The sequence below is a fragment of the Neobacillus notoginsengisoli genome (assembly GCF_003515685.1).
GTDB classification, from domain to species: domain Bacteria; phylum Bacillota; class Bacilli; order Bacillales; family Cytobacillaceae; genus Bacillus_D; species Bacillus_D notoginsengisoli.
Genome location: NZ_QWEG01000009.1, coordinates 16,036 through 31,330 on the forward strand (window position 1 = coordinate 16,036; position 15,295 = coordinate 31,330).

Consider the following 15,295-nt stretch of genomic DNA (forward strand, 5'->3'; position numbering starts at 1 on the left):
CAGCCAGGCTGTCATGTTTAGTGGATATGTACTTTTTGCACAAAGTTCTGGTTGTATTGGTTCAGTAACTGATCCAATTCTTGGCTGTATTTAATTGCAATAGAGGAACTCAAGCCGTTATCGGAAGCGACTTGAATTAATTCCGCTCTCTTTTTTTCTATGAGGGAGAGCAAGTCCTGTTTCAACACGGCTGCAATTCCTTTCTGGAGTGTCTCCGTTTTTGTAAGTAAAATAAGACAAAATCTAACAATTGATATTCTCGACTAAGTATACCTCATTATGGTAATAAATTCAAAGAGTATTTGTCAATAAATATCCAGTATATTGGCATTGTTAATAAGTTATTAAATTGGCGGAGGTGACACAAAACGTTCATCCGGAATGGTATCCTTTACTGTCGGGAGTTTGTTAGAATAAAAGAAGCATACTAGTTTGGGAGTTGGGTTACATGGCTACAGATGTCAATTTATTTCTCGCTTTAGGCGCGGGATTCTTGAGCTTCATTTCGCCTTGCTGCTTGCCTTTATATCCTGCATTCCTTTCGTATATTACCGGGATGTCAGTCAGCGAACTAAAGGGCGAAAATGGCATGATGCAAAGGCGGAGCATCATTCACACGATCTTTTTCCTGATCGGTTTCTCATCGATCTTTATCATGCTTGGCTTTACGACCTCATTCCTCGGCCAATTCCTGTTTCAAAATCAGGAAATGATCCGTAGGATAGGAGCCATTTTCATGATTTTGTTTGGGTTGATGGTCATAGGAGTTTTCAAGCCGGAATTTCTAATGAAGGACCGCAAATTTGAGTTTAAGAACCGGCCTTCAGGGTATGCGGGAAGCATCTTGATTGGTATGGCATTCGCTGCAGGATGGACTCCATGTACAGGGCCGATTCTTGGGGCAGTATTGTCAATGGCCGCAACAAATCCTGAATCAAGCATGCTATTGATGATTGCGTACGTTCTTGGTTTTGCAATTCCGTTTTTCATTTTATCCTTCTTTATCGGCCGGATGGGCTGGATCCGCAGGAATTCAATAAAAATTATGAAGATTGGCGGCTATGTCATGATTGTAATGGGGATTATGTTATTCTTTGACTTGCTGACCAAAATCATTATCTTACTCATGCCATTATTCGGTGGATTTACAGGGTTTTAATTACTGTAATGGAACAATATTCCTAGATTGTTTGACTGTGATTTTTCATGCTGTTTATAGTATTATTATTATGTTAACCTTATCAAGATTGGGATGAGACTGATGAATTTAGTAATTGCTTCCTCCATCGGTGCGGTTGGCATGGCAACACTGGCGATGTTCGTCCGGATGAAAGCGGCAAAAAAGCCCGCTTCCATCAAAAAGATTATTCTTCCTCCCGTCTTTATGAGCAGCGGGGCGCTTATGTATATTGTTCCTCAATTCCGTCTTACGTCAATGGAAATGGTTGAGGCAGTTGTTGTAGGGATGCTGTTTTCGATTCTGCTGATTAAGACGTCGGCTTTTGAAATCAAAGGTGACCAAATTTACTTAAAACGGTCAAAAGCATTTTTCTTCATCTTAATTGGCTTGCTTATTGTCCGGATCATCATGAAGACAATATTAAGCGCAACAATCGATTTTGGGGAAGTATCAGGCATGTTCTTCCTGTTGGCATTTTCAATGATTGTGCCATGGCGGATTGCGATGTATAGGGATTTTAAAAAGCTACAGAAACAATTGGATAACAAGGAACAGCTGGCGTAGAAAAAGTTCGCCGGCTGTTTTTTTGTTTGGGACAGTCGGTGGGGAAATTGGGTCTGTTCTCTTCGAACATGGCTGAACTTGGGACAGCTGTCGTGGGAAAGAGCTTTGTACTGTCCCAAGCTGGGTGAACTTGTGACTGTTGGTGGTGAAAAGAGCTGTGTGGTGTCCCAACATGGTCGAACTTGGGACAGGTGGCGTGGAAAAGAGCTGCGTATTGTCCCTAAAGAATAGATGTTTGTAATTCTAGATCAGCCGCACGTTAAAGAGTTTAATAAACTTTCTTCTGCAAAAAATAAAAACCGCCTAAATAGGCGGCTAGAACAAATGATCAAATGGCGTTATATCGATTTGTTTTTCGTTCAAATGCTTCTTCAAAAACTTATGGTCGCGTTTTGGGGTAGCAAGGATATAACCGCGAATGACAAGATCCTGGTCAATCTTTTTAACTTTTTCATTCAGCGCCAGCTCGCCAATTTTGCCGGCAATCTTGTGCCTTGCGACATCACGGAAGAGCTCTGGTACAGGCGAGACGAGTTCTTCGAGGAAATCTTTCAGGTCGTCCGGCCATAAGTGGCGTGATTCATTCACATAATGCTCTTCCCAGTCCATGATCGATTTCCCATCTTCCTTCGGGAGCTTTTTCAGGAATTTCCGGAACATGAAATAGCCGCCAATTGCAAACAATCCTATTAATGTAATTCCCCAAAAGAAAATGAACCATTGAGCCCAAACGTTTTGCATACTGTTCACCTACAACTTATATTCTCACTTTCTATTATAGTGTGTTTCAGCAAAATATGACAAGACTAAGACATTATTGGCAAAGTGGTGGCTTCTCGATGAAATAATTGATATAATGATAACTGTCTTTGATACGGGGCTGAATGGGGTACTGGTGTCCCCCACGGTCTTCAAAACCGCTTGTGACCTGCGTGCCAGGTCAGGTGGGTTCGATTCCCACACAGTCCCGCCAAATATACATAGGTAACCGCACAGTCAATTTTGATTCGTGCGGTTTTTTCTTTTTATTGATAAAGAATGCGAGAACGATATTACAATGGTGTATATGATGCAAAAGCCTAAAAGGAGAGGGACCTTGACTCTTAAGGGCTCATCGGAATCCCGCTGTCTTTTGGTAATAAATAGGGTTTTTTCGACAAATAACAATTCCCGGTGGAGGTTTTCACAAACCTATATAGAATAAGTTTAGGAAGGAATATATGTGTAAAGGAGGGTATAAAATGCTAGAAATAACGGGGGATGATATAAAAGATTTGAGTGATACAGATAATAGGACTCTTATAGGGCTTTTATGTGAAGCTGAACTACGAGCTTCAGGTATTCCCACTGCAGGAGTTACATATGGAGGACATCAAAATGCCGCCGATGGTGGCCTGGATGTCCGGGTCGATATGTTAACTGAACTGATGCCTGATGGCTTCATACCTAGGTCGAAAACTGGTTTTCAAGTTAAAAAGCCTGACATGCCTCGTTCTAGGATTCTTGATGAAATGAGACCTGATGGTGTATTAAGGCCGGTAATAAAAGATTTACTTGATTCAGGAGGTGCCTATATCATTGTAAGCAGTCAGGGTTCTACTGCAGATGGCACACTTTCTAATCGAAAAGAAGCAATGGTTGAGGCATTATCTGATAGCATAAATTCCTCTGATTATAAGGTTGATTTCTATGATCGTGAACGAGTAGCAGGGTGGGTACGTAGTCATCCCTCACTAGTATTATGGGTACGGGATAAAATAGGCCGATCAGTCCAAGGATGGAGAGCATATGGAAATTGGGCTCGATCTCATTCAAACACTAACGAGCAATACATATTTGATGAGCATATTCGTTTACACAATAGTACTAGTCCTAGCTTAGAAGGCGAATCTGCATTGAATGGATTAAATGAAATTCGTTCCATTTTAAAAAATCCAGGTTCATCTGTTCGTTTAGTTGGGCTTTCTGGTGTGGGAAAGACCAGATTTGTTCAAGCATTATTCGATGAACGTATTGGTGAAAATTCGCTAAATCAAACACAAGTCTTCTATGCTGATATGAGTGATAGTCCTAGTCCTGAGCCCCGGAACTTTGCAGAACGTATTATTGCTCAAAAAGTCCCAGCTGTCCTTGTTATCGATAACTGCCAGCCCGAATTACATAAGCGGTTGACTTCCGTTTGCACAACCCTTGGCAGCTTAGTCAGTCTTATAACCGTGGAGTATGATGTGAGGGAAGACATTCCTGAGGAAACAGATGTATACCATTTAGAACCCGCTTCCGATAATGTAATCCGGGAGCTGATAGTGTCTCGCTTTCCATACGTAAGTAGGGTTGATAGCCGAACTATTGCGTCCTTCTCGGGAGGAAATGCTCGCGTAGCGATTGCTTTGGCTAATACTATTAGAAGCGGGGAAAACCTTGGCAACCTAAGGGATTATGATTTATTTACCAGGTTGTTTATGCAAAGAAATAATGACAATCCAGACCTGCTTAGGGTTGCGGAAGTATGTTCTCTTGTCTACTCATTTGATTTTACTTTTGATGACACTAATGATGAACTAAGGCTTCTCGGCTCATTAATTGGGATGAGCGTAAGAGATGTATATGAAAACATTAGAGAACTGGAACGGAGAGAACTTGTTCAAAAAAGGAGTAAGTGGAGAGCACTGTTACCTCATGCGTTAGCCAATAAACTCGCAGTTCTAGCTCTTGAAGATATTCCACTCGAAAATATTTTAAATGTATTTGAAAAGGGTGGCAATGCTCGACTTTTGAAATCCTTTTCTAGGCGGCTTAGTTATTTGCATGAATCTGCTGAAGCTATAGAAATATCGAAATACTGGCTTTCTGATAATGGTTTACTGGGAGACGTCAGCAACTTAGATGAACTTGGAATTACTTTGTTAAAAAACATAGCACCTGTAAATCCTGAATTAACATTGTCTGCGATTGAACGGGTAACAGGTAAAGAAATCGAAGGTACATTCTTTTCTCGGGACAATGAGCACTTTAATGTCTTAACAATACTTCTATGCTCCCTGGCATATGATAAGGAACTATTTAGCCGTTCGGTAAAGTTATTATGCCTTTTTGCTTTGTCTGAACGCCCTAATGAAAACTATAATTCTATAAGGGCTAGACTTAAACCACTGTTTTACATAAAACTTTCTGGCACACATGCCACACCATCAGACAGGCTTTGTATTATTTCCAATTTAATAGATTCTGGTGTTGAGGAGGAAATTAAACTTGGTCTTTCATTATTAAATTCAGCTTTGGAATCTTGGCATTTTAATACACTTAATGATTTTGAATTCGGTGCTCGTTCTAGGAATAATGGTTATGTTCCTAGAAAAAGAACTGAAATTGAGGAATGGTTTGAGCTGTTTATAGATTATATTGTTTCCTTATCTTTATCCGAGGCACCGTATAATTCAAAAGCGAAAGTCCTGTTAGCAGATAAATTTCGGGAATTATGGGTACAGGCAAAAATGCATAATCAACTTGAAGAAGCTTCAATTTCACTAGTAAAAAACAGTGAATGGAAGGAGGGGTGGGCGGCTGTTAAGTCCACCATAAAATTTAATGGCGCTGAGATGGTACCTGAGGTTTTAGAGCAACTGAATAGAATTGAAAAAATACTTAGACCAATGACTCTACTTGAACAAGCCAGACTTTATGCTCTTACTCAACATAGGCATTCCTTTGACTTAATAGATACAATTGATCTTGACGATGAAGAAGATATAGATGAATATACAAAGGTCGAGCAATATACTCGATTTCTTGGTAGTGAAGTTGCAACGGATGAACAGATTTCACGGCAATTATTACCTGAACTTCTTAGTAATGACGGACCTGGAATTTTTGACTTCGGAGAAGGTCTTGCTCATGGTTGTGATAACCTAGAGGAATTGTGGCAGGATATGCTTTTACAACTTTCTTTGATTGATGAGAAGAGTCGGAAATACCAGATACTTCGTGGTTTTCTAAGGGGCACAGCGCAAAAAAACAGAGATATTGCTGAACAGTTTCTGGATACTGCTGTATCGCATGATTTGCTTTCTCAAGTATATCCTTGGCTACAAATGAGTGTCGATATTTGTGAGAGAGGTGTAAAAAGGCTAAAGCTTTCATTAAATAATGATGTCGCCCCTATTTGGCAATACGGAAAATTGGCATATGGAAGGGCCCATGAACCAATAAGCGATGATTCTTTTTGTGAATTACTAAGAAAAATCGATTTAAAGCCGGAAGGAAACACGGTAGCTATAAAAATTATGCAAATGAGACTTCACGGAAACAATGGTCCATTTAGCGAACAAATTATATCCACTGCACAAAACTTGTTGTTGAATTTTCAATTTGAAAGAAAATTCAATGGAACTGATCGAATGGATTATGAAATGGCAGCCATCATAAAGGTTTGCTTCAAGGATAAAGTAGCAGAGGGGGAGGCTAGAATTTATTGTTCAAACCTTCTTAATTCCTATAAAAATTATAATAATCATTCCCTTAATTATCAAAGTGTTCTAAAGGCTATTGCTAAAGTGCAACCTATAGCATTCCTTGATGCATTTTTATCTGCGGATGAACTGAGCTTTAGAATAAGAAGAGTGTTTTCAGGAGATTTCAAACCTCTTAATAATGTTGAAAATAATATTATTATTAATTGGTGCGAAGTAAATCCTAAAATAAGATACCCATTTGCTGCTTCAATCATTTTGCCATTTCGACAACATGAGGATACCGGCATATTGGAATGGACACAAATGGCCCATGAAATGATTACTCGTTCTTATGATCCAGTTGAAGTACTCAAAGTGTTTTCTTCTTCTTTAAAACCTACTTCATGGTCAGGCTCAAGAGCCGATATAATGCGAGAACGCTTACCGTTAATTTCTGGCTTAAAAACACATACTAACTCTTCAGTAGTTAATTGGGCAGCTAAAGAAGAACATTCGTTTGAACAAAAAATATGTTCAGTGCGGGAAGGGGAGTTAAAATGGGCAAAAGAGCGGGATGAACGATTTGAATAGGAATGTCAGTAAGCAGAAACCAAATTGGTTCTCTACTTATTTTTAGTTACAGAAAACACTGTACTTTTTTTGTTCTAAAGTTTCATAACTTGAAAGTTTTGACACCGTTATTCCGTTCCGCTAAAGTCAAGGTATAAGGTGGTGTCATAACTCAGCGCCATAAATTAGGAAAAAAATGAGGCGGTATTATGTACTTTTATCCCTTAATTCCCTTTCTTTAAGGTGGAGAAGAAGAAATGAAAAAAGCAGAAATCATTAATTTATTTATTGAAAATATATCCGAGAAACATATACTAAAAGATCATGTTCATTTTTTTAGGAAGCACTCATTATCCAAAACGGTACACCCATTTATTAGTATGATTGCTGAGGTTCTTGAGTACTTAGATAGCTTAATGCCTAATTATGCTGAACGTATTGTCCATTGGATATCTACATTAGAAAATAAAAATGAATTTGAACAAAATTTCGCAGTGTTTGGTGAAATATTAGTCCTTTATAAAGCTGCTAAAATAGCAGATGTTATAAATGATAAACACTACATTGTGCCAGAACCTTCTAGCGAAAAAAATTCTAAAAACCCAGAATTTCGTTCTAAAATAAATGGAATTCACTATGCGGGCGAGGTTAAAACCCCTAGTTTAGCCGAATATATTATTAACCGTCAATCCGGCATTCAAATTACCACTCATTTGCCAGATAGGGACTTATTTATTGATGATAAAATAATAAGCCCAAATATCTTAAGAATAAAAGATAATTTGGTTAATACCGAAAATAAATATAAAGAATATATACAGAAAGAAGAATTCAGAGACGATTATAGATTTTCATTTATAATTTGGGATGATTTTATTAATGAGCCTATTTCAGCATTAATTAATCCTTATTGTGGACTTTTTACTAACAACACTTTTTATCCTAAATCAAATTTTAATTTGATTGATGGAGTTTTTATTGTTCGCCATTTACATCAGTTTCGTAGGATATTAAGAAATGAGGAATTTATGTATGACCTTGAACATGCTTTTGATTGGCCTACAGAAAAATATCCAGTGGCCTTTGTACAGAATCCAAATGGTCGAGAAGTTCCCGAAAGTTTTATTGAGAAATTTAGTGCAGTAAATCCTAATAATATGATGTTTGCTGAATATAGACCTACAGATTGGGTTGATTGGCGTACAGGAATTGCATTAAGTGGATTAAACAGCATTCCAAATGAATTCCATGAACGAATTGTTGGAATTGTTCGTGAATCGAATGATACACCCCTAGATTTATCTTTACCTGAGAGTGCTAATTTCGGAGTGCTTAATTTAGATAAATTTGTGGAACAGTATAGGGAATTAAATGGTAGTGTAAATTACGAAAAAGTAATATCGGAATTCTCTGAAGCAGTTATAATCGCGAAACAAGCACAAGTGCGATATGAACAAATCGAAAGAGAATATCAGTTAAAACAGGGAGAAGAGATTTATAAATCACAGCTTCAAACTCTTAAACGTGCACTAGGGGTTATTGATCATTCAGATATTAGAATATTAGGTGACTCTAAAAATGATTTCAATAATTTAACGAAAGAGAAGATAAATAAAAAACTTAAAGTTACCAGGAATGAGAAGTGTCCATGCGGAAGTGGACTAAAATATAAAAGGAGTTGTCTCTTAAAAAAATAATTTATAATCACCAAGATATATAACGTTTTTTACTGAACATGTTTATCGGTATTCATCAAATAATTAAAAATTAAAACGTATATATAAATTTAAAATGAATGCCAGTATTTTATTGAAGTTGAGCTAAGTTATCTATGGATAAGAAGTCACACTTTTTTGTTACATGAAGGAGGATTTTGGTGCCATGCTTGGTGTCCAAATTTATAAAATTAGAGATCACAAGGAAACATCAGTAAGCAAGAAACCCTGATTTATCATTATTTCTGGGTACATAAAGGTACTAGAAAAACAGGTCTAGCAAACTTCAAAACCGCATGAAGCCAGCGTGCCTGGCTTGGTGGGTTCGATTCCCACGCAGTCCCGCCAATCCAGTTATTTCAAGGCTTTTCGCTGTTATATATAGACCAGGAGACCGAGTGTACTCGGTCTTTTTTTTGTTGGGTGGTGGTGCCCAAATACATTCAATTTATACTTTGGCGTGGAGGTTGTATAGTGTTTATCGAATGCAGCTTCGCCAGCAAATTAATATTGTTTAATCCAATTTTGGAGAAAACTACTATTAACGCCAATGGATTTAGCCAATATTTCATGTCCTTCATTACCATTTAGATATCTAAAACTGCTTTGAAAGTAGAATTTCGCCATTAAAAACCGCACCCAATTGCTGTTCCTACGCTACATGCTGAAATAAATAACCCATTAGTAGATTTTAGTTCTTTGGGAGCTGAAGACATAATCCAATATTGATTTATATATCCTCCTATTCCGAAAAACTCCTCAAACTAAGGTAATAATTTCCATTACAAAAGAAAATGACCAAATAAGAATAATTTATTTTGGAGGGAGGTGACTTTTTCTATATCTAACTTAACTTATATTGTTATTTATTGCTCTGATATTTGTAATGTAAATAAATTTGGACAAACTATTAGCAATTAGTGGGGTTTTAGAGGTGTTAGAAAGGAGGTAAATCCGATAAAAAAGGTTAGGAAAACGGTTATTGTTATTCTCATTTTTTATTTAATGTATATTACCATATTTGGTATCGTTATTTTTAAAGATAAGCATCCGCAGGTTAGTAGCACTTATAAGGAACAGCATAAAGTGGAAAGATTCTATGGAAATGAGACGTCACAGGATCGTGTGATCCTACTGGAAGAAAAAATGTTTTCAGGTCTAGCACGTGTTAACTTAATGGAAAATGCACAGGAATCTATTGATGTCTCCTATTATGCGATTCATAAAGGATATATTACTGATTTATTGTTAGGAATGATATTGGATGCGGCCGATCGTGGAGTAAAGGTAAGGATCCTTTTGGATGGAATTTTCCATGGTCTTAGATTTAGTCAGAAAGATGTTCAATACGCCTTAATCAATCATCCGAATATCGAAGTTAAATTTTATGAACCATTAAATCATTTACGGCCTTGGACATGGAATAATCGACTCCATGATAAATTACTTATTATCGATCATAAGTATGCAATTATCGGGGGCAGAAATATCGGGGATCGTTTTTTTATTCAAAAAGGTGAAAAATCACCGACAAATGACCGTGATGTTCTAATCATTAATACGGATCCCAAGTCAAAGGAAGGCAGTGTTTTGTCTCAAATGGAAGGCTACATTAATCAAGTCTGGGACCATCCCATTACAAAAGTTCCTTTTAAAAAGCTATCCACACACCAGCAAAAGAAAGCAAAAGAGGCCAATCAACAATTAAAACAGAAACTAGAAAATTTTAAAAAAACAGATAAAAAATTATTTGCTAGTTATTATGATTGGGTGAAAATGTTCCTTCCTACTAAAAATATCACCTTTATTCATAATCCTATACAAAGATTTAATAAAGAACCTTGGGCTTGGTATGATTTAACGAATCTCATGAAGAATTCGAAAAAGTCCATAGTCATTCAAAGCCCGTATGTTATTCCAACGAAACCTATGCTTCCTTATATGGATACGTTACAAGTACCTCCCGAAAAGCTAACGATATTAACGAACTCTTTAGCATCGACAGCAAATGTTATGGCCTATTCATGACATATTAAACATATTAACGGGATGGCAAAAAAGGGTGTGAATGTATTGGAATATCAAGGGCGTGACTCCATACATGCCAAAACATTTATCTTTGATAATCGATTGAGTTCCATTGGGGAATTTAATATGGATTCCAGGTCGACGTTTTTAAATACTGAGTCTATGGTCGTTATTGATAGCGTAGAATTTACCGAGTGTCTCGAAAAAGAAATGAACCAGTATTTTAAAAAGAGCTTAAAGGTAGCAAAGGATGGGTCGTATATAGAGGACCCAAACTTAAAACCAGGTAAAGTAAGTTGGTTTAAATCATTCAGTATAACAGGACTATCTTATATAACGGGTTTATTCCAGTATTTATTATAAGGCTCAACTCATAACTTGGACACATTATCTTTTAGCTGAGCTTTTTTCATTTCACTAATAAAAATGGCCACCCTATATGGGTGGCCTTATTTGCGCACTGTGGTTTTCTTGCCAGTCTAAGCTGACCGCCGCTGGTTCCTTCTTATCCTGCTATCCTTTTTAGTGGATTGAACATTCCTTTTGGTTTTGGAAACTCTGAAAAACATCACCAGTCCAGCAGTGCCTATCAGCACCCATTCAAGTGCATATTGATTGCTGCTGAAATAGATTCCAGCTGCTGATAAGACCACCAATAGGATGCTTTTCAGGTAATAATTGGACCTGGAATTGACCAACATCAGAACAGAAAGGATAATAAGCACCGAAGGGATCAGGTTGCTTCTCTCCAATAAAGTTTGATTGGTATAATGACCATAAAAGTAATACAGAAACGATGCTAACACTGCAAACAGTGAAAGAAAATACTTAATCCGGGACTGTTTAGCAAACAGAATCAAGACTGCTGCAAAGTTGATACCAACTGATATTGCCAACTTAATCCCCAATTCATTGAATGTAAAGGTGCCGACCGGGTCCTTCATTAGACCCATAATGTATCTAACGTTGATGAGTACCGCTAAGACGGCTGCGATTTTTAATGCAAGATTGACGTTCACTCTGGGGAGTTTCACTTTTACATTCTTAAGGGAAGGTCTAAATTTGGAGATGCGCTTGGAGCTTGTCCTGCTTTGCGGAGTAACTCCAGCTTTGTCCTCAGAAACAGCCGGTTTGTTTCTCCTCTCCATCCTTGAGCGGCTGAACCTGCTTTCCCTTGTTTCCTGTGTATCACGTCCCCTTTGGTCCATCTCCCATTCTGGCTGCGGTTCCTCAGTCCGTGTTTGATCTCTATATTGGTCGCCATCGACTTTTTTTGGATGCTCGGAATCTGAATAAAAGTCCAATGCATATTCACCTCTAACGTTTTTTGTTGAACACTACCATGAGATTATACAACTTCACGCGTAGAGTATCTACCTACACAAGCCCTTATTTGGCTTGTGGAAAATAATAACAGTTCATTGTTTTTTTAAAATGAATAACTCTCATCCTTGTTTTATATAACCTTTTTGTCTAATGGTGAGATTAGTATCTTAGAAATATTCTTAAACAAATTTATTGTGTTGAAATAAGGGTTTAACTGAAAAAGATTAGTATATTTAATGTAATATCAAGGGAGTGAGGAGTGGAAAGATGAATGAATCCTATTTTTATTTAAAACTAGAAACACATAGATTATATATGGCTTATAAAAATGAAGAACGTCGCGTGCGTGTTTTATTGCCGAAAAACTATGATAAAGATAAGTCTGAACGTTATCCAATCGTTTATATGCATGATGGACAAAACGTTTTCTACAGCAGTGAATCTTATAGCGGGTTTTCATGGAAAGTGATTTCGGCCATTAAACAAAATCCCGATTTGCCGAGAATGATTGTTGTTGGGATTGATCATGGTGGACAAGAGCGAATTAATGAATATACGCCTTGGAAAATTACTGAAAGCCCCCTTCCTGAAGATTTTGAGTTAGGAGGAAAAGGCGCGGAATTTGCTGAGTTTGTCATGACAGTCGTGAAACCGTTTATTGATAGGCATTACAGAACGAAATCAGATAAGGTTCATACAGCGATGATTGGCAGTTCACTTGGAGGCAATATTTCGGCTTTTATGGGTATTGAATATAAAGATCAAATTGGTGGATTAGGTATTTTTTCTTTAGCCAATTGGATTACAAGTAAAGCCTTTGATAACTATATTGCTAGAAAAGAGTTGAATCCTGAACAACGCGTGTACATTCAAGTTGGGACCCAGGAAGGCGATGATGCAGACCGGCAATTAATGTATGGCAATATGAAGCAGGCATATATCGATTGCTCGCTTAAGTATTATAAACAACTAATAAAAGGCTCTGTTCCAATTGATAGCATTCGTTTTAATATTTTTGCGGATGAGGAACATAATGAAAAAGCGTGGGCAAAACACTTATCAGAATGTTTACGTTTCTTAAGTGAGAAGTGGTCATGAACGAACTGAATAGTAATATTTAATTGATAGTGGGAGGAAACTCTCACTATTTTTCTGAATATTTTTGAATTTGAATTGATTTAAAATGTAATTGATTGTATCATTTGTAAAAACTATGATTCTTTGATTCTAAGAAAGGAGCCTTTTTAATGAATTATATTTTGATTTCGCCATATTATCCGGCTAATTTCCAACCGTTTGCTCATCGTTTAAAAGAAGCAGGTGTCAATGTTTTGGGAATTGGCGAAGAGCCATATAACCAATTAGGTTCCGAATTACAAAACTCTTTAACTGAATATTATCGTGTGAATAATTTAGAAGATGTAGATGAAGTGAAACGTGCTGTTGCATTTTTATTTTATAAACATGGTCCAATTGACCGCATCGAATCCAATAATGAGCACTGGCTGGAGCTTGATGCGCAGTTGCGTGAGCAATTTAACGTGTACGGCAATAAAAGCGATGACTTGAAAAAAGTTAAGTATAAATCTGAAATGAAGAAGTTATTTAAAAAAGCAGGAGTGCCTGTCGTAGAAGGAAGGGTCGTAAAAACTAAAGAGGAGTTATCCAAAGCCATTGATGAATTAGGACTGCCGGTTATTGCTAAACCTGATAACGGAGTAGGGTCGGCTGCCACCTTTAAATTAGATTCAGAAGAGGCTGTACATCTTTTTGAAGAAGAATGGGGAGAAGCACAAGTGTACTTCCTGGAACCTTTTGTCGAAGGAGGCGTGCTTTGTACGTTTGATGGTTTAGTGGATCAGAAAGGGAACATTGTTTTCCAAACAAGCTTTACATATAATGTGCCAACTTTGGAGCTGGTTAATGGTCAACTTGATATGGCTTATGTGATTCAAAAAGAAATTGATCCAAAGCTCGAAACGTATGGTAAGGCAATCGTAAAAGCATTTGGCATGAAAGAACGCTTTTTCCATATTGAGTTTTTTCAATTGGAAAATGGGGACTATGTTGCACTTGAATACAATAATCGCTTGGCTGGCGGCTACACGGTGGATATGTACAATTTCGCCTACTCCATTGATTTATTTGAACAGTATGCTTCTTTAGTGGCAGGCGAAGAATTTAAGGAATCCGATGCTGAAAACAAGTTCTGTGTAGGTGTAACACAACGTGATGCGTATGAGTATAAACATGATACGGATGCTATTTATGAACGATTTGGTGATTGTGTGAAGTTTGCGCAGCGCATTCCAGAAGCGTTTGCGAAACTCCAAGGCAATCAATTTTATGCGATAGTCGCTGATTCGCAGGAAGAAGTCGATGACATTATCCGTTTTGTACATGAACGAAAACATTAGGGATAGGAGCATTCATCTATGCATATAGAACATCTAAGCCATTGGAGTGGCAAATTAGGGCGTGAAATGGTGTTGAACAGATATGGACACAGTGGCATGCCAATTGTCGTTTTTCCTTCATCTGGAGGGACGCACACTGAATATCATGATTTTGGAATGATTGATGTGTGTCATGATTTTATTGAATCGGGAAAAGTTCAGTTTTTTACATTGGCTAGCATTGATAGCGAAAGTTGGCTGCACGACTCCAAACCAGCGCATGACCGTGCATTAGCTCATGAAGCATATGACCGTTATGTGATATCGGAAGCTATTCCATTTATTAAACATAAAACGGGTTGGTTTGATCCAATGATGACAACGGGGTGTAGTATGGGGGCATATCATGCCTTGAACTTTTTCTTAAGACATCCGGATGTTTTCCAAACAACCATTGCACTTAGTGGTATTTACGATGCGCGTTACTTTTTTGGGGATTACGGAAATGATCCGCTTGTATACCAAAATTCACCGAGTGATTACATATGGAATCAAAATGACGGCTGGTTTATTGATCGATATCGGTCAGCAAATATCATTATTTGTACCGGACTGGGTGATTGGGAACAGGATGGGCTGCCTTCATATTTTACCTTAAAAGAAGCCTTTGAAGAAAAACAAATTCCAGCAAGGTTTGATGAGTGGGGCGAAGATGTTTCGCATGATTGGATTTGGTGGAGACGCCAAATGCCGTATTATTTAGGGAAATTATTTTAATACTGGTGGGTGGGTTCAATTCCAACACAGTCCCGCCAAAAACCGTTATTTATCGTTTAAGCCGTACAGTGTGTATTCACACGTGCGGTTTTTTTGCGTTTTTATGGTAGACCAAAGGAGGCCGATGCCCGAGACCGCTGGTGGACACCTTGGACCGAAGAGAAAAAAAGTGAAACAGTAAAATAATGTCTTCTGGTGGGACTTTAACTGCGGGACTATTAACGATTAAAAAAAGACAATTCGCCATCCTTAGAACCTCACTGGTTGCTGCAAAATGCACCATAGAAG

At 37.6% G+C, this 15,295-nt stretch carries 12 protein-coding genes and 1 tRNA gene; 10 read left to right on the top strand and 3 right to left on the bottom strand.

Annotated features, from left to right (window positions below):
• Positions 1-17 precede the first annotated feature (17 nt).
• The gene (locus D1B31_RS14365) at positions 18-188 is read right to left on the bottom strand and encodes an aspartyl-phosphate phosphatase Spo0E family protein (RefSeq protein ID WP_118921564.1); all 171 of its coding nucleotides are present in this window, start codon (positions 186-188) and stop codon (positions 18-20) included.
• Positions 189-448: 260 nt separating this feature from the next.
• On the opposite strand from D1B31_RS14365, the gene D1B31_RS14370 reads away from it, so the two are divergent.
• Positions 449-1,159, top strand: coding sequence for a cytochrome c biogenesis CcdA family protein (locus tag D1B31_RS14370; protein WP_118921566.1), 711 nt, complete (start codon positions 449-451; stop codon positions 1,157-1,159).
• 102 nt (positions 1,160-1,261) lie between these two features.
• On the top strand, positions 1,262-1,744 hold the full coding sequence (locus D1B31_RS14375; RefSeq protein WP_118921568.1) for a CcdC family protein: 483 nt from the start codon (positions 1,262-1,264) through the stop codon (positions 1,742-1,744).
• Positions 1,745-2,059: 315 nt separating this feature from the next.
• Here D1B31_RS14375 and D1B31_RS14380 read toward each other — a convergent pair whose 3' ends face one another.
• On the bottom strand, positions 2,060-2,485 hold the full coding sequence (locus tag D1B31_RS14380; protein WP_118921570.1) for a DUF2621 domain-containing protein: 426 nt from the start codon (positions 2,483-2,485) through the stop codon (positions 2,060-2,062).
• Between the two features lie 135 nt (positions 2,486-2,620).
• Between D1B31_RS14380 and D1B31_RS24305 the strand changes: the two genes are divergently transcribed.
• The 5 genes from D1B31_RS24305 to D1B31_RS14400 all read left to right on the top strand — a co-directional run bounded on the left by D1B31_RS24305 (position 2,621) and on the right by D1B31_RS14400 (position 10,871).
• Positions 2,621-2,717 (top strand) — tRNA-Sec (locus D1B31_RS24305).
• A 268-nt stretch (positions 2,718-2,985) separates the two neighbouring features.
• Positions 2,986-6,786, top strand: a complete 3,801-nt coding sequence (locus D1B31_RS14385) for an ATP-binding protein (protein ID WP_118921572.1) — start codon at positions 2,986-2,988, stop codon at positions 6,784-6,786.
• A 236-nt stretch (positions 6,787-7,022) separates the two neighbouring features.
• Positions 7,023-8,462, top strand: a complete 1,440-nt coding sequence (locus D1B31_RS14390; protein WP_118921574.1) for an SEC-C domain-containing protein — start codon at positions 7,023-7,025, stop codon at positions 8,460-8,462.
• Positions 8,463-9,485: 1,023 nt separating this feature from the next.
• Positions 9,486-10,508, top strand: coding sequence for a phospholipase D-like domain-containing protein (locus D1B31_RS14395; protein ID WP_118921576.1), 1,023 nt, complete (start codon positions 9,486-9,488; stop codon positions 10,506-10,508).
• A 21-nt stretch (positions 10,509-10,529) separates the two neighbouring features.
• Complete coding sequence (locus tag D1B31_RS14400; protein ID WP_118921578.1) at positions 10,530-10,871, top strand: phospholipase D-like domain-containing protein; 342 nt, start codon at positions 10,530-10,532, stop codon at positions 10,869-10,871.
• Between the two features lie 116 nt (positions 10,872-10,987).
• On the opposite strand, the gene D1B31_RS14405 is transcribed toward D1B31_RS14400, so the two are convergent.
• Complete coding sequence (locus D1B31_RS14405) at positions 10,988-11,812, bottom strand: hypothetical protein (protein ID WP_118921580.1); 825 nt, start codon at positions 11,810-11,812, stop codon at positions 10,988-10,990.
• A gap of 289 nt (positions 11,813-12,101) precedes the next feature.
• On the opposite strand from D1B31_RS14405, the gene D1B31_RS14410 reads away from it, so the two are divergent.
• The 3 genes from D1B31_RS14410 (at position 12,102) to D1B31_RS14420 (ending at position 15,007) form a co-directional block, all read left to right on the top strand.
• On the top strand, positions 12,102-12,932 hold the full coding sequence (locus D1B31_RS14410; RefSeq protein WP_118921582.1) for an alpha/beta hydrolase: 831 nt from the start codon (positions 12,102-12,104) through the stop codon (positions 12,930-12,932).
• Positions 12,933-13,081: 149 nt separating this feature from the next.
• Positions 13,082-14,251, top strand: a complete 1,170-nt coding sequence (locus D1B31_RS14415; RefSeq protein ID WP_118921584.1) for an ATP-grasp domain-containing protein — start codon at positions 13,082-13,084, stop codon at positions 14,249-14,251.
• Positions 14,252-14,269: 18 nt separating this feature from the next.
• Positions 14,270-15,007 carry an esterase family protein gene (locus D1B31_RS14420; protein ID WP_118921586.1) on the top strand — a complete coding sequence of 246 codons (738 nt, stop codon included), beginning with the start codon at positions 14,270-14,272 and terminating at the stop codon, positions 15,005-15,007.
• The last annotated feature ends 288 nt before the right edge of the window (positions 15,008-15,295 follow it).